Source organism: Micromonospora sp. AMSO31t (genome assembly GCF_008868175.1).
GTDB lineage: Bacteria > Actinomycetota > Actinomycetes > Mycobacteriales > Micromonosporaceae > Micromonospora.
The window spans coordinates 1-22,554 of record NZ_WBKT01000010.1 but is presented as its reverse complement, the minus strand read 5'-3'; the positions used below and the strand labels follow the sequence as shown (position 1 = coordinate 22,554).

The 22,554-nt window shown below is 72.4% G+C and carries 15 protein-coding genes and 1 pseudogene; 10 read left to right on the top strand and 6 right to left on the bottom strand.

The features are described from left to right. Nucleotides 1-167: 167 nt before the first annotated feature. From F8274_RS04155 to mce, 3 genes are all read right to left on the bottom strand, one after another. Nucleotides 168-1,424, bottom strand: coding sequence for a DivIVA domain-containing protein (locus F8274_RS04155; protein WP_151460934.1), 1,257 nt, complete (start codon nucleotides 1,422-1,424; stop codon nucleotides 168-170). 243 nt (nucleotides 1,425-1,667) lie between these two features. Continuing rightward, on the bottom strand, nucleotides 1,668-3,023 hold the full coding sequence (gene ccrA / locus F8274_RS04150; protein ID WP_151460978.1) for a crotonyl-CoA carboxylase/reductase: 1,356 nt from the start codon (nucleotides 3,021-3,023) through the stop codon (nucleotides 1,668-1,670). A 290-nt stretch (nucleotides 3,024-3,313) separates the two neighbouring features. Further along, entirely contained in the window at nucleotides 3,314-3,790 is a 477-nt protein-coding gene (mce, locus tag F8274_RS04145) for a methylmalonyl-CoA epimerase (protein WP_151460933.1), read from the bottom strand. 392 nt (nucleotides 3,791-4,182) lie between these two features. Here mce and F8274_RS04140 point away from each other — a divergent pair, with 392 nt between their 5' ends. From F8274_RS04140 to F8274_RS04105, 8 genes and pseudogenes are all read left to right on the top strand, one after another. Next, nucleotides 4,183-4,515, top strand: coding sequence for a hypothetical protein (locus F8274_RS04140; protein ID WP_151460932.1), 333 nt, complete (start codon nucleotides 4,183-4,185; stop codon nucleotides 4,513-4,515). A gap of 102 nt (nucleotides 4,516-4,617) precedes the next feature. Then, nucleotides 4,618-4,944, top strand: a complete 327-nt coding sequence (locus F8274_RS04135; protein ID WP_151460931.1) for a hypothetical protein — start codon at nucleotides 4,618-4,620, stop codon at nucleotides 4,942-4,944. 144 nt (nucleotides 4,945-5,088) lie between these two features. Next, nucleotides 5,089-6,282, top strand: a complete 1,194-nt coding sequence (locus F8274_RS04130) for an acetyl-CoA C-acetyltransferase (RefSeq protein ID WP_151460930.1) — start codon at nucleotides 5,089-5,091, stop codon at nucleotides 6,280-6,282. A gap of 2 nt (nucleotides 6,283-6,284) precedes the next feature. Next, nucleotides 6,285-7,289 carry a methylmalonyl Co-A mutase-associated GTPase MeaB gene (gene meaB, locus F8274_RS04125; RefSeq protein ID WP_151460929.1) on the top strand — a complete coding sequence of 335 codons (1,005 nt, stop codon included), beginning with the start codon at nucleotides 6,285-6,287 and terminating at the stop codon, nucleotides 7,287-7,289. 85 nt (nucleotides 7,290-7,374) lie between these two features. Then, a complete protein-coding gene (locus tag F8274_RS04120) occupies nucleotides 7,375-7,788 on the top strand; it encodes an Asp23/Gls24 family envelope stress response protein (protein WP_151460928.1) in 414 nt (137 codons plus the stop codon). Nucleotides 7,789-7,883: 95 nt separating this feature from the next. Next, nucleotides 7,884-9,572 (top strand): methylmalonyl-CoA mutase, encoded by a 1,689-nt coding sequence (locus F8274_RS04115; RefSeq protein ID WP_151460927.1) that lies wholly within the window; start codon nucleotides 7,884-7,886, stop codon nucleotides 9,570-9,572. A gap of 138 nt (nucleotides 9,573-9,710) precedes the next feature. Then, nucleotides 9,711-10,631: a tetratricopeptide repeat protein gene (locus tag F8274_RS04110; protein ID WP_151460926.1), complete on the top strand. Its 921-nt coding sequence runs from the start codon at nucleotides 9,711-9,713 to the stop codon at nucleotides 10,629-10,631. 65 nt (nucleotides 10,632-10,696) lie between these two features. Further along, nucleotides 10,697-11,839 (top strand): annotated as a pseudogene (locus F8274_RS04105) (arginase family protein); the annotation flags it as partial. A 309-nt stretch (nucleotides 11,840-12,148) separates the two neighbouring features. Here F8274_RS04105 and F8274_RS04100 read toward each other — a convergent pair. Next, on the bottom strand, nucleotides 12,149-14,116 hold the full coding sequence (locus F8274_RS04100) for a penicillin-binding transpeptidase domain-containing protein (protein ID WP_151460925.1): 1,968 nt from the start codon (nucleotides 14,114-14,116) through the stop codon (nucleotides 12,149-12,151). A 287-nt stretch (nucleotides 14,117-14,403) separates the two neighbouring features. Here F8274_RS04100 and F8274_RS04095 point away from each other — a divergent pair, with 287 nt between their 5' ends. Beyond that, entirely contained in the window at nucleotides 14,404-19,467 is a 5,064-nt protein-coding gene (locus F8274_RS04095; RefSeq protein ID WP_151460924.1) for an NAD-glutamate dehydrogenase, read from the top strand. Between the two features lie 73 nt (nucleotides 19,468-19,540). Here F8274_RS04095 and F8274_RS04090 read toward each other — a convergent pair whose 3' ends face one another. Together F8274_RS04090 and F8274_RS04085 are read right to left on the bottom strand one after the other, a co-directional pair. Further along, entirely contained in the window at nucleotides 19,541-20,284 is a 744-nt protein-coding gene (locus tag F8274_RS04090; RefSeq protein WP_151460923.1) for a class F sortase, read from the bottom strand. Next, the gene (locus tag F8274_RS04085; RefSeq protein ID WP_225853598.1) at nucleotides 20,271-21,488 is read right to left on the bottom strand and encodes a hypothetical protein; all 1,218 of its coding nucleotides are present in this window, start codon (nucleotides 21,486-21,488) and stop codon (nucleotides 20,271-20,273) included. The genes F8274_RS04090 and F8274_RS04085 overlap by 14 nt, the downstream gene beginning before the upstream one ends. A 602-nt stretch (nucleotides 21,489-22,090) precedes the next feature. On the opposite strand from F8274_RS04085, the gene F8274_RS04080 reads away from it, so the two are divergent. Further along, nucleotides 22,091-22,554, top strand: a 464-nt coding sequence (locus F8274_RS04080; protein ID WP_192579696.1) for a cellulose-binding domain-containing protein, incomplete at its 3' end; no start/stop codon positions are given.

Below are 22,554 nucleotides of genomic sequence, written 5' to 3'. Positions count from 1 at the left end.
CATCCTCACACGCATCCGGCCCTGCTGGGGCGATACGGACGCCCCTGTTGGGAGGTGCACCCCACTGAACTGGCGAAACGTGCGGGAAAGCATGACGGCGCGGGGCGGCACCGGTCACCCGGTGTCACCCCGCGCCGCGGCTCATGCCCCGTCTGCGGGTGGTGGGGTCAGCTGGCCGACTCGGCCGTGACCTTCTTGTCGGCGCCGTCGGCCTTCGGGGCCTCCGGCTTGTTGGCGCCCGCCGCCGGCACGCCCGGCACGATGCCGGCCAGGCCGGAGAGCATCTGCCCGAGCTGCGAGGTGACCGCGTCCTTCTGCCGGGTGAGGTCCTCGACCTCGCGGCGGGCCGCCTGGGTGGTCAGCTCGGCCTCGGTGCGGGCCTCGCTGAGCAGTCGCTGCGCCTCGGCCCTGGCCTCGGACACGGTCTTGTCGGCCAGCGCCTTGGCCTTCTCGACGGTGTCGGTGGCGGTGCGCTCGGACTCGACCCGGCGGGCCTCGGCCCGCTGCTCGATCTCCTTGGCCCGCTCCTGGGCGGCATGGGCGCGCTGCTCGGCCTCGCTGACCAGCTTCTGGGTCTGCGCGACCTGGGCGGCGTGCCGCTGGGACTCCTCGCGCTCGGCCTTCTCGCGCCGCTCGGCGAGCTGGAGCTCCAGGGCCTGGAGGTCCTTGTCGCGCTTGTCCCGCGCGTCGGTGAGCAGCTTGGTGGCCTCGGCCCGCTTCTCCTCGGCCTCGCGGGCGGCCTTCGCGCGCTGCTGGGTGATCTCCCGCTCGGCGGTGGCGCGCAGGGTGGCGACCTCGCGCTCGACCGTGGACTTCAGCTCGGCCACCTCGTGGGCGGTGACCGTGCGCAGCTGCTTGGTCTCCCGGTCGGCGTCGGCGCGCAGGGTGTCGGCCTCGCGGCGGGCCTGCACCCGGACCTCGGCGGCCTCGCGCTCGGCGGCGGTGCGGACGCTGCCGGCCTCGCGCTCGGCGGTGGCCTTCATGGCGGCCGCCTCGGCGCGGGCCTTGTCGGTGATCTCCCGGGCCTCGAGGCGGGCGGCGGAGAGGATGCCCTCCGACTCGCGCTTGGCCTCGTTGCGGTGGTCGTTGGCCTGCTCCTCGGCCAGCCGGAGGATCTGCTCGACGCGGGTGCCCAGGCCGGAGAGGGTCGGCCGGCTGTTCTCCTCGAGCTGCTTGTTGGTCTCGGTGAGCTTCTGCTCGAGCGCGCCCTGGCGCTGCTCGGCCTGGCGCAGCCGGCGCTGCGCGTCGTTCATCCGCTGCTCGGCCTCGGCGCGGGCCTGCTCGGACTGGCTCAGGGCGGCGGTCAGCCGGCCGATGAAGTCGTCGACCTGGTTGGTGTTGTAACCACGCAGGCCAACGGTGAAATCGGGCTGTGAGTTCGCGTTATCGAAGAACGCAAGAGGGGAGGACTGCTGCTGGGGCATTGGGACATACTCGCAGACGCCCCAGGGTGCTTCGCAAGAGCGGTCCGCAGCTTTCGTGTCCTGTTTACATGGTCAACTTCGCCGCGTGCCGGGACCGGACCAACTGGCGATCTTGGCAGGTCCCGGGCGGGTCGGGCGACCCCACGGGAAGGACGCGAAAAGGGCCGCGGGTGGGTGCCCGCGGCCCTTTGTCGTGCGGCAATCGAATGGTGTTGCGTCCTACCGGAAAGGCAATGCCGTCGCTCAGTGCCCGCGGAACCGGTTGATGGCGGTTTCGTGCCGGGCGCGCAGCTCGGTGTCCCGCACGCCGAGACCGTCGGTGGGCGCCAGGCAGCGCACGCCGACCTTGCCCTGGTGCGCGTTGCGGTGCACCTCGTACGCGGCCTGGCCGGTCTGCTCCAGTGGGTAGGTCCGCGACACGGTCGGGTGCACCTTGCCGAGCGCCACGAGCCGGTTGGCCTGCCACGCCTCGTGGTAGTTGGCGAAGTGGCTGCCGACGATCCGCTTCAGGTGCATCCACAGGTAGCGGTTGTCGTACTGGTGCAGGTAGCCGCTCGTGGAGGCGCAGGTGACGATGGTGCCGCCCTTCTTGGCGACGTAGACGCTGGCGCCGAAGGTCTCCCGGCCCGGGTGCTCGAAGACGATGTCCGGGTCCTCGCCACCGGTCAGCTCGCGGATGCGCTCCCCGAAGCGGCGCCACTCGTCCTGGTCCTGGGTCTCCTCGTCCTTCCAGAACCGGAAGCCCTCGGCGGTGCGGTCGATGACCAGCTCGGCGCCCATCTTCCGGCACAGCTCGGCCTTCTCCGGGGAGGAGACCACGCAGACCGGGATGGCCCCGCCGCCCAGCGCCATCTGGGTGGCGTAGCCGCCCAGGCCGCCGGAGGCGCCCCAGATCAGCACCACGTCGCCCTGCTTCATGTTCGCCCCGTGGTGGGAGACCAGCTGCCGGTACGCCGTGGAGTTGACCAGCCCCGGGCTGGCCGCCTCCTCCCAGCTCAGGTGGCGGGGCTTCGGCATGAGCTGGTTGGCCTTGACCACGGCCATCTCGGCCAGCCCACCGAAGTTGGTCTCGAAGCCCCAGATCCGCTGCTGCGGGTCGAGCATGGTGTCGTCGTGGCCGGCGGCGTCCTCCAGCTCGACGGAGAGGCAGTGCGCGACCACCTCGTCGCCCGCCTTCCACCGGGTCACGCCCGGCCCGGTCCGCAGCACCACGCCGGCCGCGTCCGACCCGACCACGTGGTACGGCAGGTCGTGCCGGCGGGTCAGCTCGGAGAGCCGGCCGTAGCGCTGGAGGAACTTGAAGGTGGGCAGCGGCTCGAAGATGCTGGTCCACACGGTGTTGTAGTTGATGGCGCTGGCCATCACGGCGACGAGCGCCTCGCCGGGGCCCAGCTCGGGGGTGGGCACCTCCTGGACGTGCAGTGCCTTGCGCGGGTCCTTGTCCCGGGTGGCCATGCCGTCGAACATCCGGGTGTCCTCGGCGCGGACCACCACGCCCCGGTAGGTCTCCGGTACCGGCAGGCCGGCGATGCCGGCGAGTTCCCTCTCCGGCTGCGCGGAGCCCTCCGCCGCCATGATCGCTTCGAGGATGTCCTGCACGGTGACCTCCCGTTCGTTGCGCACCCGCACCGGGCGGGCAGGGGTGCTGCCATCGTCGGCGCCGGTGCGACGGGACCGCCATGTCGGCAATCGACACATCCGGCACCGGTCGCACTCCTGTGGGCCCGGACGTTACTGAACGGTAGCTAGGGCGGGAAGTCCTCTGTGAAAAACTGCATCCGCCGATGCGTGGAGGTGTCCGTGGGAACGTGAAACCGCGCAGTGCCGCGCTGTGTCCCAGCGAGCAGGAAGGGGCTCCGGACGCCTCGGCCGGAGCCCCTCGGCGTGGCTCAGTGCCCGGTCGCGGCCGGCTCGACCAGCTCGACCAGGACGCCGCCGGCGTCCTTCGGGTGCACGAAGTTGATCCGCGAGTCGGCGGTGCCCCGCTTCGGCTTCTCGTAGAGCAGCCGCACGCCGCGCTCGCGCAGCGCCGTACAGGCCGCGTCGATGTCGGTCACCGTGTACGCGACCTGCTGCACGCCCGGCCCGTTGCGCTCCAGGAACTTGGCGATCGTCGAGGACGGCGACAGCGGGGCGAGCAACTGCAGGCAGCCGCCCTCGGTGGTCGGCCCGACCGCGAGCATCGCCTCGCGTACGCCCTGTTCCTCGTTGGTCTCCGTGTGCACGCAGCGCATCCCGAAGGTGCGCCCGTAGAAGTCGATCGCGGCGTCCAGGTCGGCCACGGCGATCCCGACGTGGTCGATGCGGCGCAGGCCGATGTCGGTGACATGGTCGGCGGCGGGCTCGACGGGGGAGTTCTCAGCCATGGCGCCAGTGTGGCCGAACAATCGTTAAGGCGTACAGGTCGGCAATCTCACGCCGCCGGATCGGACCCCGCCCGAACGTCTCCGCCCCGAGCCTCAGCCGAACGGGCTACCCCGAACGAGGTCACCGGGCCGACATCCGCCGTACACCCGAGCCGGCGGCCGGCCGCGCTCCGATCGTCCTGCTGGACGGGCGATGCCCCGATGACCAGGTCGCGAGCAGGATTCGAACGGGCACGCACATCAGCAATGGTCGCCCCCGGCCGGCGCTCGCGGCCCGGGCGCGGGGGCCTCGAGCGGACTCGGGAGGGTCGAGCCGTGCGCACGCTACCGAAGAAGGGCGCGAACGCGCCGGACGTCACCGTCGCAGGCGGCCGGGCTCGGGAGTGGTCGGCATGACGCTGGAGCAGTGGGCGGCAGCAGGCGTCGTGTTGGGCGCGATCCTCAGCGCGCTGACCCTGGCCGTGACGGTGAGCCGGCCGTTGCGCCGCCTGGCCCGGCAGAACGAGGAGTTCCGGCAGGACTGGTACGGGGTGCCGGCCCGACCGGGCCACGACGCCATCCCGGGGGTGCCGGAGCGGTTGCGGCGGATCGAGACGGAGCTGCACCCGAACGGACGCGGGACGCTGCGGGACGCGGTCAACGATGCGGAGCGCCGTCTCAAGGACGTGGAGAGCCGCCTCGACGACCACCTCGGCGCGCAACAGGGTGGAAGGCCCGACGGGTGACCCGTGGTGAGCCGGAGTAGCCCCAGCTCATCGATCGTTCGGCATATGCGAACCCGGACGGTGCGCGGTTGATCTGCAACTTGCACACGGTGAAGAGTACGGATGGTGAGTTCACTGTCACGTCCCGTTGCCGCGATCTGGATCCCCTCCCACGTCGACCCGATCGAACCCCACCTCATGGCCTGCCTGGACCACGCCAGATGCTGCCGCTACGGCCTCCTCGGGATCATCACCACGGCACCGTGGGACGACGTCAGGCAGATGATGATCGACGGGAAGGTCGACGTGGTGGTGGTCGCGGAACGGGAGCACCTCCCGCCGGACCGGACGCCGCGGATCGAGGTGGCCGCCCGAGGGGCGCGCCCGTCCCTGGCGTCGCTGCCCAGGGGCCCGGTGCCGCCGCGCCGGCGCCGCCCGCGCCAGGGCTGAACGTCCGAACAGCTATCGACCGTCGTGACTGGATCACATTGCGGACGTGCTCGGGGTCACCGTGCTGTCGCGGTTCCCGGGCAGATATGGTGCGTCCTAACAATCGTTAAGGTGTACAGGTCGGCACCCCCCTCGGAGGCAGGCATGGCTTCGGTGATCGTCAGCGGCGCGCGGACCCCGATGGGGCGCCTGCTGGGCAACCTCAAGGACCTCCCGGCGACGAAGCTCGGTGGCGTCGCGATCAAGGCAGCGCTGGAGCGCGCCGGCGTGGCACCGGACCAGGTCCAGTACGTGATCATGGGTCAGGTGCTCCAGGCCGGCGCGGGTCAGATCCCGGCCCGCCAGGCCGCCGTCGAGGCGGGCATCCCGATGTCCACCCCGGCGCTGACCATCAACAAGGTCTGCCTCTCCGGGCTGGACGCGATCGCCCTGGCCGACCAGCTCATCCGGGCCGGCGAGTTCGACATCGTGGTGGCCGGCGGCATGGAGTCGATGACCAACGCCCCGCACCTGATGCTCGGCCAGCGCTCCGGCTACAAGTACGGCGACGTGACGATCAAGGACCACATGGCCCTGGACGGTCTCACCGACGCCTGGGACTGCTGCTCGATGGGCGAGTCCACCGAGCGGCTCGGGGCGAAGCACGGCATCACCCGCGAGGAGCAGGACGCGTTCGCCGCGGCCAGCCACCAGCGCGCCGCCGCCGCCCAGAAGAACGGCCACTTCGCCGACGAGATCACCCCGGTGATCATCCCGCAGCGCAAGGGCGACCCGCTGGTGGTCGGCGAGGACGAGGGCATCCGCCCGGACACCACCGCCGAGTCGCTCGGCAAGCTCCGCCCGGCGTTCACGAAGGACGGCACCATCACGGCCGGCAGCTCCTCGCCCATCTCCGACGGCGCCGCCGCGGTGGTCGTCATGAGCAAGGCCAAGGCCACGGAGCTGGGGCTCACCTGGCTGGCCGAGATCGGCGCGCACGGCAACGTGGCCGGCCCGGACAACTCCCTGCACTCGCAGCCGTCGAACGCCATCCAGCACGCGCTGAAGAAGGGCGGGCTCAGCGTCTCCGACCTCGACCTCATCGAGATCAACGAGGCGTTCGCCCAGGTGGGCATCCAGTCCGCGCGGGACCTCGGGATCAGCACCGACAAGGTGAACGTCAACGGCGGCGCGATCGCGCTCGGCCACCCCATCGGCATGTCCGGCGCCCGGCTGGTGCTCACCCTGGCGCTGGAGCTGAAGCGGCGCGGCGGCGGCACCGGCGCGGCCGCGCTCTGCGGCGGCGGTGGCCAGGGCGACGCGCTGATCATCCACGTCCCGAACGGTGCCGAGAGCTGACTGTGAACAACAGTGTCCAGAACGTCCCGGCGGCGGCCGCCGGCTCGGTGCGCCGCAGCCGGGACGTACCCCTGCTGGTCGAGCGGGCCCGCGCGGGTGACCCCCGCGCGGTGGCCCGGCTGATCACCCTGGTCGAGTCCGGCGACGAGGTGCTGCCGCAGGTCGCGGCGGCCCTCGCGCCCTACGCCGGGCACGCCCAGGTGGTCGGCCTGACCGGCTCGCCGGGGGTGGGCAAGTCCACCACGACCAACGAGCTGGTCCGGGCGCTGCGGGCGCGCGGCCACCGGGTGGGCGTGCTGGCCATCGACCCGTCGAGCCCGTTCACCGGCGGCGCGATCCTCGGTGACCGGGTCCGGATGCAGGACCACGCCACCGACCCCGGCGTCTACATCCGCTCGATGTCCAGCCGGGGTCACCTCGGCGGGCTCTCCGCGGCCACGCCGCAGGCGGTGCGGGTGCTGGAGGGCGCCGGCTGCGACGTGGTGCTGGTGGAGACCGTCGGCGTCGGCCAGGCCGAGGTGGAGGTGGCCTCGCTGGCCGACACCACGCTGGTGCTGCTCGCACCGGGTATGGGCGACGCCATCCAGGCCGTGAAGGCCGGCATCCTGGAGATCGCCGACGTCTTCGTGGTCAACAAGGCCGACCGGGACGGCGCCGACGCCACGGTGCGCGACATCCAGGGCATGATCGCGCTGGGTGAGCGCGGGCCGGGCGAGTGGCGGCCCCAGGTGGTGCGCTCCATCGCCGCCCGTGGCGAGGGCATCGACGACATCGCCGCCGCGATCGACAAGCACCGCGACTGGCTGGAGCGCCACGGGGAGCTGCGCCGCCGCCGGGAGGCGCGGGCCGCCGCCGAGATCGAGGCGATCGCGCTCGGCACCCTGCGGGACCGGATCGGCTCGCTGCGCGACGGTACGCAGCTGCCGACGCTCGCGGCCCGGGTGGCCGAGGGCACGGTCGACCCGTACGCGGCGGCCGGCGAGCTGCTGGCGCAGCTGGGCGCCTGACGGGTCCACTGCGGAGCAACCGCGCCTAGTACGCTCGCACCGTCTCACGGACCCGTGGGGCGGTGCGCGTCTGTGGTGGGAGAGCATGGCTGACGAGGCGACCCAGGAGCTGTCGGTGACCCCGAGCGCGGTGGCGGGCGGTGCGACGCACGTCTCCGACGAGGTGGTGGAGAAGATCGCGGTGGCCGCCGCGAAGTCGGTGCCCGGGGTGGCCGAGCTGGGCGGCGACGTGGCCCGCTTCTTCAACGCCGTGCTGGACCGGGTCGGTCTGGACCAGGTGGGCGACGCCCGGCGCGGCTGCTCGGCGCACGTCACCGACGGCGCGGCGGTGGTCAACCTGGTGATCGTCATCGACGGCGGCCGGCCGGTGCCCGAGGTGACCGACGGGGTCCGCGCCGCCGTGACCTCGGCGGTCGAGGCGTACGGGCTGCGGGTCGACGAGATCAACATCCGGGTCGACGACGTGGCGCTGGGCGGGCCGCTGGTCCCCTCGGCCTGATCAGGTTACCGGTCGGTAGGCGCAAGCTTAGCGATCGTTCAGGCTGGCGTTCTACACTCGGTCTGCATCCCAGGACTCGAGGAGGAGCTCCGCGAATGGACGCCGACGAGATCGCCGCCGGTCGGGCCCGCTGGCAGGCCCGCTACGACGCCGCCCGCAAGCGCGACGCGGACTTCACCACGCTGTCCGGGATGGCCGTCGACCCGGTCTACGGGCCGCCGGAGGGGGTGCCCTACCCGGGCTTCGAGCGGATCGGCTGGCCGGGCGAGTTCCCGTACACCCGGGGGCTCTATCCGACCGGCTACCGCGGGCGCACCTGGACCATCCGGCAGTTCGCCGGGTTCGGCAACGCCCAGCAGACCAACGAGCGCTACAAGATGATCCTCGGGGCCGGCGGCGGCGGGCTCTCCGTCGCCTTCGACATGCCGACCCTCATGGGGCGCGACTCCGACGACCCGCAGTCGCTCGGCGAGGTCGGCCACTGCGGCGTGGCGATCGACACGGCCGCCGACATGGAGGTGCTCTTCGACGGCATCGACCTGGCCGGCGTGACCACCTCGATGACCATCTCCGGCCCGGCCGTCCCGGTGTTCTGCATGTACCTGGTCGCCGCCGAGCGGCAGGGCGCCGACCTGTCCACCCTGGACGGCACGCTCCAGACGGACATCTTCAAGGAGTACATCGCGCAGAAGGAGTGGCTCTTCGACCCGGAGCCGCACCTGCGCCTCATCGGCGACCTCATGGAGTACTGCGCCCGGGAGATCCCGCGCTACAAGCCGCTGTCGGTCTCCGGCTACCACATCCGGGAGGCCGGCTCGACCGCCGCGCAGGAGCTGGCGTACACGCTGGCCGACGGGTTCGGCTACGTCGAGCTGGGACTCTCGCGCGGGCTGGACGTCAACGTCTTCGCCCCGGGCCTGAGCTTCTTCTTCGACTCCCACGTGGACTTCTTCGAGGAGATCGCCAAGTTCCGGGCCGCCCGCCGGATCTGGGCCCGCTGGCTGCGCGACGTCTACGGCGCCACCAGTGAGAAGGCCCAGTGGCTGCGGTTCCACACCCAGACCGCCGGGGTGTCGCTGACCGCCCAGCAGCCGGTCAACAACGTGGTGCGGACCGCCGTGGAGGCCCTGGCGGCCGTGCTCGGCGGCACCAACTCGCTGCACACCAACGCCCTGGACGAGACCCTGGCCCTGCCCACCGACGAGTCCGCCGAGATCGCCCTGCGCACCCAGCAGGTGCTCATGGAGGAGACCGGTGTCGTCAACGTCGCCGACCCGCTCGGCGGCTCCTGGTACGTCGAGGCGCTGACCGACAAGATCGAGGCCGAGGCGGAGGAGATCTTCGCCCGGATCCGGCAGCTCGGCGGTGAGGGTCCGCACAAGATCGGCCCGATGACCTCGGGCATCCTGCGCGGCATCGAGGACGGCTGGTTCACCGGCCACATCGCCGAGTCGGCGTTCGTCTACCAGCAGGCGCTGGAGAAGGGCGACAAGCGGATCGTCGGGGTCAACTGCCACACCGGCACGGTCGCCAAGGACCTGGAGATCCTGCGCATCTCGCACGAGGTCGAGCTGGAGCAGCGCCGGGTGCTGGCCGAGCGCAAGGCGGGCCGCAACGACGCCGCCGTCAAGGCCGCCGTGCAGCGGATGGTCGAGGTCAGCCGGACCGGGGAGAACATGATCCCGGCCATGCTGGACGCGGTCCGGGCCGAGGCCACCCTGGGCGAGATCTGCGACGCGCTGCGGGGCGAGTGGGGCGTCTACCGCGAGCCCGCCCGCTTCTGAGCGCACCGAGGGGGCCCCTTCCGGACGCGAGGCGTCGGGAAGGGGCCCCTCGGTGCATCCCGACCAGGCGTGAGAGTCGCAACTGCCGCCGTGGCGGTTGATCCGAGTTCCGCGGGGCACGTGCGAGACTAGATAACCATGAGCGACCCACGGATCACCTCGTCGATCTTCACCCGCGGCGCGGTCGACCTCAGCGCGTTGCGCGGCACCCCGGAACCCTCCCGTCCCACCGCCCCGAGCCAGGCCGGCCCGCCGGCCGGCGTGCCCGGTGGCCCCCCGGCGGGTGGCGGCGTCGCCGTCATCGACGTGACCGAGGCGACCTTCCAGTCCGAGGTGTTGGAGCGGTCGCTCACGACCCCGGTGGTCGTGGACTTCTGGGCCGAGTGGTGCGAGCCCTGCAAGCAGCTCTCGCCGGTGCTGGAGCGGCTGGCCGCCGAGGGCGAGGGCGCCTGGGTGCTCGCCAGGGTCGACGTCGACGCCAACCCGCGGCTCGCCCAGATGTTCCGGGTCCAGGGCATCCCGATGGTCTACGCGGTGGTCGGCGGGCAGCCGATCGACGCCTTCTCCGGCGTGGTGCCGGAGGCCCAGCTCCGCCAGTGGATCCAGGCCATCCTCAAGGCCGGTGGCGTCACCGTCGCCGAGCCGGAGGACCCCCGGCTCACCGAGGCCGACGACGCCCTGATGTCCGGCGACCTGGAGGCCGCCGAGGCGGCGTACCGGAAGATCCTGGCCGAGAGCCCGGCGGACAGCGCGGCCGAGGCCGGCCTGGCCCAGGTCGGGGTGGCCCGCCGGGTGGCCGGCGCCGACCCGCGCGCCGCGCTCGCCGCCGCCGAGCAGGCGCCCGACGACATCGAGGCCCAGCTCCTGGCCGCCGACATCGAGGTGCTCAGCGGGCTGGCCGAGCAGGCGTACGCCCGGCTCGTCGGCCTGGTCCGCCGGACCGCCGGCGACGACCGGGAGAAGGTCCGCCAGCACCTGGTGTCGCTGTTCACGATCGCCGGGCCGGACGACCCCGCCGTGGCGGCCGCCCGACGCGCCCTGGCCAGCGCCCTGTTCTGAGTTCACGCACGCCAGCGCGGGCCGGCGTACCGGCCGGCCCGCCCGACCACCGAGGACGGGAGCCCATGATGCGCCGGATCGCCGTCCTCGACGCGCCGACGAACCTCGGCCTGCGCCCACCCACGTCCACCTCCGTCCCGGGCTGCGTCAAGGCGCCCGGCGCGCTGCGCGACCACGGCCTGCTCGCCCGGCTGCGGGCCCGCGACGCCGGCTGCCTCACCCCGCCCCGGTACGACCCCGGTGACTGGCGCCCCGGCGACGGGGTCTGCCACGCACCGGAGATCTCCGGCTACTCGGTGGCGCTCGCCGACCGGATCGGCGCGATCATCGACCGGGGTGAGTTCCCGCTGGTGCTCGGCGGGGACTGCTCGGTCCTGCTCGGCTCGGCGCTGGCCATGCACCGGCTCGGCGAGGCGGTCGGCGGGCGGATCGGGCTGGTCTTCGTCGACGGCCACTCCGACTTCCGGCACCCCGGCAACGCCTCCTACGTGGGCGCGGCGGCGGGGGAGGACCTGGCCCTGGTCACCGGCCGGGGTCAGGCCGACCTGGCCGCCATCGAGGGGCGGCGCCCCTACTTCCGGGACATCGACGTGGTGGTGCTCGGCATCCGCGCCCAGGACGAGTACCGGCTCGACCTCCAGGCCGCCGGCATCACCACCCGGCCGGTGCCGGCGCTGCGCGCCGAGGGCGCGGCCCGCACCGCCCAGTGGGCGCACGAGCAGTTGGCCGACTGCGCCGGCTACTGGGTGCACATCGACGTGGACGTGCTCGACCCGGCCGTGATGCCCGCGGTCGACGCGCCGGACCCGGGCGGGATCGCGTTCGCCGAGCTGGAGATCCTGCTCACCGGCCTGGTGGACACCCCGCACTGCCTCGGCGTCGAGCTGACCGTCTTCGACCCCGACTACGACCCCGACGGGTCGTACGCCGCCGAGATCGTCAACACCGTGGTGGCCGGGCTCGCGCCGGTCGCGGCACCCGGCGCGACACCGCCCCGGCTGCTGCCGGCCGGCCCGGTCGCCCCGGCGCCCCGCCCCGGCAACGGCCGGCCACCGGCGCGCGACGTGCTGCCCGGCCCGGCGGCCGTCCCCGCGCCCGCGGTGGCCGTGGAGCCGATCGGCCCGGCCCCCACCCGGGCCGGGGACGAACCCGCCGACACCGACGGAGACCGCCCGGCGGTCGAGCCTGCCACCGACCAGTCCGGTCCGGGCCTGTTGCGCCGGGTCGTCGGCGTGGATGAGGCGGACGAGCCGCAGCCGGTCGGCTCCGGGTTGCTGCGCCGGGCGGCCGGGGCGGATGAATCGGCCGCGCCGGAGCCCGTGGGGCCTGCGGCGGCCGCCGGGCCGGGCCTGTTGCGGCGGGTGGCCGGCGGCGAGGACGAGCCCACGACGCCGGTGGCGGAGCCGGATGCGGCCCGGCCGGGCGTGGACATCGCCTGATCGACACCGGCTCGCCGAGGCGGGGGTGTCCGCTGGGCGTGAACACCGCCACCTCGGCGAGGTGGTGCTGAGCCGGCGTCAGCGGGCGCCGAGGCCGCGCAGGAAGCGTTCGGCGATCGGGACCGCGCTGGTGGTGCTCGAACCGCCCTGCTCGACGAAGACCGCGAACGCGACGTCGCCCTGCCAGCCGACGAACCAGGCGTGGGTGTGCGCCGGGTTGTTGTCGTACTCGGCGGTGCCGGTCTTGCCGTACACCGGCTCGCCGGGGACGTCCGCCAGGACGCCGGCCGTGCCGCCGGTGACCACCGCGCGCATCATCGTCTTCAACGCCGTCACCGACTCCGGCTTGAGCGCCGCGCCGGCCGGGGCGGCCTTCGCCGGGGCCGGGTCGAGCAGCAGCTTGGGCTGCTCCCAGTGGCCGCGGGCCACGGCGGCGGTGGCGCCGGCCAGGGCGAGCGGGCTGACCACGGTGGTGCCCTGGCCGATCGCGGCGGCGGCCTGTTCGGTGGCCGAGCCGTTGACGGAGACCTTGCCGGTGAAGACGTCGGTGCCCAGGTCCCAGGGCGCCTCCAGGCCGAGCGTGCGGCCCGCCTGCGCCAGCCCGTCCGGACCGAGCTTCGGGGCCAGGAAGGTGAAGGCCGTGTTGCAGGACTTGGCGAAGTCGGTGGTGAACGGGACGTCGCCCAGCTCGAAGTTGTCCGAGTTCTTGAAGGACCGCCCGTCGACCTCGAACGTCTTCGGGCAGCGCACGGTCGCCTCCGGGGTGACCGCGCCCCGGTCGAGCAGGCCCAGGGCGCTGACCATCTTGAAGGTCGAGCCGGGTGGCACCTGGGCGGTGAAGGCGAGGTTCTCGCCGGCCGCCCCGGGGCCGTTGGCGGCGGCCAGCACGGCGCCGTCGCTGATCCGGACGGCCACCAGGGCGGAACGCCGGGCCTGCCCGCGCAGCGCCGCGTCGGCGGCGTTCTGGGTGGCCACGTCGAGGGTGGTCTTCAGCGGCTGGCCGGCCCTGGGCTCGCTGCGGTACGCCTCGACCCCGCTGGGTGCGGTGGTGCCGTCCGGGGCGGGGCGCTCGGTGATCACGGTGACCCCGGGGGTGCCGCGCAGCCGGTCGTCGTAGCGGCCCTGGAGGCCGCCGTGGCCGACCAGGTCACCGCGCACGTACTTGTCGGGGTGGGCCTTGAGGTCGTCGGCCTGGGCCGGGTCGACCGAGCCGAGCAGGGCCCGGGCGAACTCCCGCGTCGGCGCCAGGAAGAGCTTGTCGGAGTGGAACTGGGTGCCGGGCAGGTCGTAGATCCGGGGCTTGATCTGCCGGTACGCCTCGTCGCGCAGGGTCACCACCTCGACGAGCGACCCCCGCTCCGCCTCGCTCAGGCGTTTCGGCAGGTCGGACAGGTCGACCGGCGGGGTGAGCGCGGGCCGGACCGCCTTGAACGCGGCGTCGAGCTGCCGGACCAGGGCCTTGGCGTCCTTGACCCCGGCGGGGTTCACCTGCACCCGGACCACCGGGCGGGGCGCGACGAGCGGGGCTCCGGCGCCGTCCAGCACGCCGGCCCGGGGCGCGGCCTCCCGGCGCAGCGCGAACCGGTCGCCGGACTCCAGCTTCTCGTGCACGACGCTCGGCTCCCAGATGACCTGCCACTGGTCGTCGGAGCCGTGCCGGAGGCGTACCGGGTTCTCGTAGGTCCAGGTGGTGGCACCGGGCAGCGGCCAGGTGAGCCGGACCCGCGCGGTGGCGATGTCGGCCTCGACCTTCACGTCGCCGGTGCGCTCCAGCTTCGGCGGGCTGCCGGCCAGCTCGCCGGCGAGCGACCGGAGCTCCTTGGTCACCTCGGCCGCCGGCACCTTGGCGCCGGTCGGGTCGATGAAGCCGACCGCCTGGAGGTCGCCGGAGCGCCAGCCCTTCAGGAAGGCGTCGACGCTCCGCTCCGGCCCGTCCTCGCCCGAGCACGCGGTCAGCGCGCCCGCCGCCAGCACGGTGGCGGCCAGCGCCACGAGGGCCCGACGGGGAGGGGAGAGGCGGCGGTGGACGGGGTACGACAGGAGCATGAAGCGGTCCCTCCGGTACGAAACTGCTCTGCACGCTAGTACGACGCGCGGCTCGCCACCGCCCCGGCACGGCCCTTGCGCAGGCAAAGAGTGCCGTGTGGCAGTGTGATGAACATCGCCAGTCCGGGTACTCCGCGACCGGCCGACCACGGACCCGCAACGGGTGAAAGGACAGAGTCCCGATCCGGACGTCCGGCCAGTGGTCCGCCGACGAAGGGGCACAGCGGCAGGCCTAGGCTGGGCGGCAGAGTGACCCACAACGCGGTGGGTCGAGGGGAGTGGCACCGATGGACCGGCGTCCGGCGATCAAACCGGGACCCGACCTCCGGCAGGCTGACACCAGCCGGGACGATGACAGCTTCGATTCGGCGACCGACGGGGACGGTTTCAGCCGTCTCGACACAGGAGTGACCGGGATGACCGGTTCCAGCATCGACACCCTCTACGACCTGGGCCTGCCCGCGCAGGCGCTGGGCGACGAGACCGAGGACGAGCTGGACGAGCCGGTTCCCAACGCGGAGCGCCTGGTCGCCCAGGCGGTCGCGCTGGCCGGTGACGACCACGACGCGGCCACCCTGGTGGGCCGGTTCTGGCGGTTCGCGCCGGACGAGGAGCTGATCGGCTTCACCGCCGAGGAGATGCTCGACGCGGCGCGGGCCCACCGGGACCTCGCCCAGCAGCGGGTGCCGGGCGAGCTGAAGCTGCGCATCCACGAGCCGGACGCCGAGCAGCACCACACGGTGATCGAGATCGTCACCGACGACATGCCGTTCCTGGTCGACTCGGTGACCGCGCTGCTGAACTCGCACCACCTCGACGTGCACCTGCTGGTGCACCCGCTGGTGGTGGTCCGCCGCGAGCCGCTGGGCCGGTTGACCGAGGTCTCGGCGGACGTGGAGCCGGACGACGCGATCGCCGGCGACCTGGTCGAGAGCTGGATGCGGATCGAGATCGACCCGGTGCGCGACGCGGCGGAGCGGGAGAAGCTGCGCCGGGAGCTGCAGCGGGTGCTCACCGACGTGCGGGAGGCCGTCGAGGACTGGCCGAAGATGCGGCAGCGTGCCCTGGCCCTCGCCGACGAGCTGGCCTCGGCGCGCACCTCGGACAACCGCCCGCCGGTGCCGGAGAAGGACATCACCGACTCGGTGGAGCTGCTGCGCTGGCTGGCGCACGACCACTTCACCTTCCTCGGCTACCGGGAGTACCGGCTGGTCGACACCGACGGCGCGGACGGCGGCCAGGCCCTGGAGGCCGTCCTCGGCACCGGGCTGGGCATCCTGCGGTCCGACTCGCCGGAGGCCCGGTCGCTGAACTCGATGACGCCCGAGGCGCACGAGAAGGTGCTGGAGAAGCGCCTGCTCATCATCACGAAGGCCAACTCGCGGGCCACCGTGCACCGCTCGGCCTACCTCGACTACATCGGCTTCAAGATCTTCAACGAGGCCGGCGAGGTGGTCGGGGAGCGGCGCTTCCTGGGCCTGTTCTCCACGGCGGCCTACCGGACCAGCGTGCAGGAGCTGCCGGTGGTCCGGCGGAAGGTCGCCGAGGTGCTGGACCGCTCGGGCCTGAGCCTGCGCAGCCACTCCGGCAAGGACCTGCTGCAGATCCTGGAGACCTACCCCCGCGACGAGCTGTTCCAGATCAAGACCGACGACCTCTACCACGCGGTGATCGGTGTGCTCCGCATGGCCGGCCGCCGGCAGCTGCGGGTGTTCCTGCGCCGGGACGCGTACGGGCGGTTCATCTCCTGCCTGATCTACCTGCCCCGGGACCGCTTCACCACCCAGAACCGGCTGCGCATGCAGGACATCCTGCTGCGCGAGCTGAACGGCGTCGGCGTCGACTACACGACCCGGGTGACCGAGTCGATGCTGGCCCGGGTGCACTTCATCGTCCGGACCGACCCGAGCAGCCCGCCCGGCGAGATCGACGCCGACCTGCTCGCCGAGGAGCTGGCCGACGCGACCCGGCTGTGGGACGACGACTACCGGCTGGTGCTGGAGCGCAAGCTCGGCGACGAGCAGGCCAAGCACCTGTTCGCCCGGTACGCCGACGCCTTCCCGGAGGGCTACAAGGACGGCCACACGCCGTACGAGGCCATGAAGGACCTGGCCAAGCTGGAGCTGCTGGAGGAGTCGGGCCAGCTGGAGATGCACCTGTTCCGCAAGCAGCTCGCCCCGCGCACCAACGGCGCCGGGCGGGCCGTCCAGGTCGACGAGACCATGGACGTGCGGTTCAAGGTCTACCGGTACGGCGAGCCGATGATGCTCTCCGCCGTGCTGCCGGTGCTGCACTCCCTCGGCGTCAAGGTGGTCGACGAGCACCCGTACGAGGTGGAGCGCGTCGACGGCCGGATCTGGCTCTACGACTTCGGGCTGCAACTGCCCGAGGCGCACCAGGAGCTGGCCGAGGTCCGCCCGCACGTGGAGAACGCCTTCGCCGCCGCCTGGCGGGGCGAGGCCGAGGTGGACGGCTTCAACGAGCTGGTGCTCCGGGCCGGTCTCACCTGGCGGCAGGTGGTGGTGCTGCGGGCGTACGCGAAGTACCTGCGGCAGGCCGGCACCGTGTTCTCGCAGGAGTACATGGAGCAGACCTTCATCGCGTACCCGACGATCGCCTCGCTGCTCGTGGACCTCTTCGAGACCCGGTTCCGGCCGGGCGCGTCCACGCTGGACGAGCGCCGGCAGCGCAGCGGCGAGCTGGTCACCGCGATCGGCGAGGCGCTGGACGACGTGGCCAGCCTCGACCAGGACCGGATCCTGCGGTCCTTCCTGACGTTGATCCAGGCCACCCTGCGCACCAGCTTCTACCAGAAGCCGGCCGGTGGGCGGCCCAAGTCGGGCGTGGCGTTCAAGCTGGACCCGCAGGCGATCCCGGAGCTGCCGGCGCCGCGGCCCAAGTTCGAGATCTTCGTCTACTCGCCCCGGTTCGAGGGTGTGCACCTGCGGTTCGGGCCGGTGGCCCGGGGCGGCCTGCGCTGGTCCGACCGGCGCGAGGACTTCCGCACCGAGGTGCTCGGCCTGGTCAAGGCGCAGATGGTGAAGAACGCCGTGATCGTACCGGTGGGCGCCAAGGGCGGCTTCGTGCTCAAGCAGAAGCCGGGCGACCGGGACGAGGCGGTGGCCTGCTACAAGGAGTTCGTCGGCGCGTTGCTCGACGTCACCGACAACATCTCCAGCGGCCAGATCGTGCCGCCGCAGGACGTGGTCCGGCACGACGCCGACGACCCGTACCTGGTGGTGGCGGCGGACAAGGGCACGGCGACGTTCTCGGACATCGCCAACGAGATCTCCGCCGCGCACAACTTCTGGCTGGGCGACGCGTTCGCCTCCGGCGGTTCGGCCGGCTACGACCACAAGAAGATGGGCATCACGGCCCGGGGCGCCTGGGAGTCGGTGAAGCGGCACTTCCGGGAGCTGGGGCACGACACCCAGACCCAGGACTTCACGGTGGTCGGCGTCGGCGACATGTCCGGCGACGTGTTCGGCAACGGGATGCTGCTGTCCCGGCACATCCGGCTGGTGGCCGCCTTCGACCACCGGCACATCTTCCTGGACCCGGATCCGGACGCGGCCACCTCGTGGGACGAGCGGAAGCGGCTGTTCGACCTGCCCCGGTCGTCCTGGGAGGACTACAACGCCGAGCTGATCTCGGCCGGCGGTGGGATCTACCCGCGTACCGCCAAGTCGGTGCCGGTCTCGCCGCAGGTGCGTGCGGTGCTCGGCCTCGACGACGATGTCACGCAGCTCAGCCCGCAGGAGCTGATGAAGGCGATTCTCACCGCACCGGTGGACCTGTTCTGGAACGGCGGCATCGGCACCTACGTGAAGGCGTCGACGCAGACCAACGCCGAGGTCGGGGACAAGTCCAACGACGCCATCCGGGTGGACGGCAAGGGCCTGCGCTGCCGGGTGGTCGGCGAGGGCGGCAACCTGGGCTTCACCCAGCACGGCCGGATCGAGTACGCGGCGGCCGGCGGGCGGATCTACACCGACTTCATCGACAACGCGGCCGGAGTCGACTGCTCCGACCACGAGGTGAACATCAAGATCCTGCTGAACACGGCGGTCGCCGACGGCGTGCTCGACACGCCGCACCGCGACGAGCTGCTGGCCCAGATGACCGACGAGGTCGCCGAGCTGGTGCTGCGGGACAACTACGACCAGGCCCGGGCGCTGAACAACGCCCAGGCCCAGGCCGCCTCGCTGCTCCCGGTGCACCGCCGGATGATCAACGAGCTGGAGCGGGCCGGTCAGCTGGACCGGGCGCTGGAGGCGCTGCCGCCGGACGAGGAACTGGCGGTGCGCGGCGAGACCGGGCTGACCGCGCCGGAGTTCGCGGTGCTGCTGGCGTACGTGAAGATCGTGCTGGAGCGGGAGATCGTCGCCGAGGGGCTGGCGGACGAGGAGTGGACGACCGACGTCCTGGTCAACTACTTCCCGACCCCGCTGCGGGAGCGGTTCGCCGACCGGATGGGCCAGCACCGGCTGCGCCGGGACATCGTCACCACGGTCCTGGTCAACGAGGCGATCAACCGGGGTGGCATCACGTTCCTCTTCCGGGTGGTCGAGGAGACGGCCGCCTCGGCGGCGGACGTGCTGCGGGCGTACGTGGTGGTCCGCGAGGTGTTCGGGCTGCGCGAGCTGTGGGACGCGGTCGAGGCGCTGGACAACAAGGTCTCGCCCGACCTGCAGACCAGTGTCTACCTGGACACCCGCCGGCTGCTCGACCGCGCGGTGCGCTGGCTGGTCACCAACCGGCGCTCGCCGATCGACGTGCCGGGGGAGATCGCCCGCCTGCGCGACGGCGTGGCCCGGCTCCTGCCGGGGCTGGAGAACCTCTTCTACGGCACCGAGCGGGAGGCGATCGCCGCCCACATCGACTCGCTGACCGGCCGGGGGCTGCCCCGCGACCTGGCCGAGCAGGCGACCCGGCTGATGTACAGCTTCGGCCTGCTCGACGTGGTGGAGACCGCCCAGTCGACCGGCCGGGACGTGAGCGAGGTGGCCTCGGTCTACTTCGTCCTCTCCGACCGGTTCCGGGTGGACGCCCTGCTGTCGAAGATCTCCCTGCTGCCGCGGGAGGACCGCTGGCAGACCCTGGCCCGGATGGCCCTGCGCTACGACCTGTACGCCGCGTTGGCCGCGCTCACCGCGGAGGTCCTCGGTTCCACTCCGGACAGCCTCCCGCCGGTCGAGCGGGTGCAGGAGTGGGAACAGGCGAACGCCACCTCGATCCACCGGGCGCATCGGGCGATGGGGGAGTTCGACGAGTCCCGGGCCGACCTGTCCGCCCTGTCGGTGCTGCTGCGGCAGATCCGCACCCTGGTGCGGACCTCGGCGGCGGCCTGACGCGTACGCGCAACACCGGCGCGGCCCGGTGGTCGGGTGACCGACCACCGGGCCGCGCGCCCGTTCGCGGCGCCTAGCCGGCCAGGTCGGCGTAGACCACGATGTTGTTCAGGTAGCTGCCGGCGCCGCGGTCGAACACCCCGCCGCAGGTGACCACCCGCAGTCCGGGCGCGTCCGACGGGCCGTAGACCTCCTCCGTGGGGAAGGAGGTCTTCGGGTACGACCTCACCTCGTTGACGGTGAACGTGGCGGTCGAGCCGTCCTGCCGGGCCACGTCGATGGTGTCGCCGGGCTGGAGCGCGCCGAGGTTGAAGAAGACGGCTGGGCCGAGCGCGGCGGAGTCGACGTGACCGACGATGACCGCGTTGCCGGCCTCGCCCGGGCTGGCGCCGGGGGAGTACCAGCCGGCCTTCATGGCCTGGTCCAGCGGGGGCACCTCGACGGTGCCGTCCGGGTTGGTGCCCAGGGTCATGATCTCGGCCTGCACGCCGATCTTCGGGATCGAGATGGTGGTGGGGGCCGACCGGGACATCCCGGCCGGTGTCGCCGCGCCGGAGAGGGCCGGGCCGTCGGGGGCCGGTTCCACCGGCGGCTGGTCAGTCGTGTGCGTGCCGTCGGGGGAGACGGTGCCCGGGTCGGCCGGCCCGGACTGGGCGAGCGGCTGCGGTGGTTGCGGTGGGGGCACGGTGCGGAAGGACGCGCCGATCAGGCCGGCGCCCACCATGGCGAGCAGGACGACGACGGCCGCGCCGGCGGCGCGCCACGGTCTCCCGTGACGGCCGCCGGCCCGTGTCGCCGTCTGGTCAGACGAGACCATTGCCCCGCCGCCGACGCAGCAGGACCAGGCCGCCCAGGGCGGCAGCGCCGATCATGCCCGCCCCACCGGCGGCCATGCCGCGGTCGGTGCTCGTGGTGGTCAGGCCACCGTCACCGCCGTCGACCCCGCCCCGCGGCAGGACGACCAGCTCGCCCTCGCCGCAGGAGCCCTCCAGCTCGTACTTGCCCGGACGGGCGTCCTTGGAGACCTTGGCCTCGCCGAAGTAGACGAAGTCCTTGCCGTGCTCCCAGCTGTCCTCGCCGCGGCCGTAGTCCGACTCGTCGTCCTTGCCGCCCTGCCAGTCCTTGCCGTGCTCGTCCTTGCCGTGCTCGTCCTTGCCGTCGCGGCCGTAGTCGGAGCCGTCCTGCCAGTCCTTGCCGTGCTCGTCCTTGCCCTTGTCGTCCTTGCCGTGCTCGTCCTTGGCGTCGCGGCCGTAGTCCGACTCCCCGCCCTGGCTGTACTCGTCGTGGCCGGAGTAGTCGCCGCCCTTGGACCCGTCCTCGCGGCCGTGGTCCTTCTGGTCCTTGTTGTCCTTCTGGTCCTTGCTGTCGCGGCCGTAGCCGGACTCCTCGCCCTGGCCGTACTCGCCGTTGGCCTTGGGGTCCGCCGCCTGGTCGCCGTAGTCGGCGGTCACGCCGCCGCCCATGCCGCCCGGCTTGCCCTGCTCGTCCTTGCCCTTGTCGTCCTTGCCGTGCTCGTCCTTGCCCTTGTCCTTGTCGTCCTTGCCGTGCTCGTCCTTGCCGTGCTCGTCCTTGGCCTTGTCGTCCTTGCCGTGCTCGTCCTTGCCGTCCTTGCCGTGCTCGTCGCGGTTGCCCTGCTCGTCGCCGCGGCTCTCCTCGTCGCGACCGTGCCGGTCCTTGCCGTCGGGGCCCTGGTCCGCGTCCTTCCAGTCGCCGTGCTCGTCGCCGCGGTCCTCGCCCTTGTCGCGGTCCTTCCAGTCGCCGTGCTCGTCGCCGTGCTCGCGCACGGGCTCGAGCTTGACCTTTCCGGTCACCTTCGACCAGACGAAGGCGTGCTCCTGCGCCTCCGGGCAGATCTCGAGCAGCTTGACCGTCTCGCCCGCCTTGACCACGTGCGGCTTGGCGATGACCTTGCCCTCGTCGTCGTGCCCGCCCGCGTAGGCCATCCCCGGGGTGAACACGAGGAGGCCGGCACCGCCGAGAGCGGCACCCGCAACGACCTTCCCGAGCATCTTCTTAGCCATGACCTGCGTCAACTCCATCCCTTTTTGTCCTGAGCCCGCCTTCAGTCGAGCTACGACCGACGTTAGACCGGTTCATGACTTATCCGGGGAAAGATTCGTGTTTAGGAGTTTAAGGGCGGTGGGAGCGTTACGAGTGCTACGCCGCTTTTGTTGGCCTCTCGCAGCTGGAGGCCGGGACGTGTCGGGTCGGACGGGCCCGCGTGGACTGGGCCGCGCCGTACCGTGGCGTGGCGGACTTCGCCGGTGTGCCGTCTTCCGGCCGTCGGCACCGCTCTGGGGGTCGGCGCGCGGTTCGGTTCTGCGCAGTCGGGACGCCTCGCATCGAGCCATTGCCATGGAAGCGCTCCCATGCAAGAATCACTGCACGCGGTTCGGGGAGCCACACCGCGAGTTCAGATGTCGAGGGCAGCCGGGTCACCGGACGGCGTCCGACTCCTCGACCGGTCCCGTGCGGGCCGGCCTCCACCACCACCGTCACGCCCGTCCGGGTCGGGCACCCCCGAACACACCCGTGGCGCCGGCGATCCGTCCCCCGGCGGACGCCCGAGCGCCCTTCCACCGGGCCGTACGCGGATCCGGTCTCGCCCAAGGAGATCAGTGGCATGAATCTGTGGAGAAGGCTGTCCGGCCGCAGCCGGGCGCTCGCGCTGACCGGCGCCGGCGTCCTGGTCGCCGGTGGACTGGTGACCCTCCCGGTCACCGCGGCGCAGGCCGCGACCCAGTGCAGCGTGGACTACACCACCAGCGACTGGCCCGGTGGCTTCACCGCCTCGGTGACCATCAGGAACCTCGGCGACCCGCTCAGTTCCTGGAACCTCGGCTTCACCTTCCCGAACAGCGGCCAGCGGGTGCAGCAGGGCTGGTCGGCCAAGTGGTCGCAGAGCGGCCAGAACGTCACCGCGCAGAACGAGTCCTACAACGGCTCGCTGGGCACCGGCGCCAGCACCAGCATCGGCTTCAACGGCGCCTGGAGCGGCAGCAACCCGAAGCCGGCCCAGTTCACGTTGAACGGCACGGTCTGCAACGGCGGCACCACGAACCCGACGCCGACCCCGACCAGCCCGAC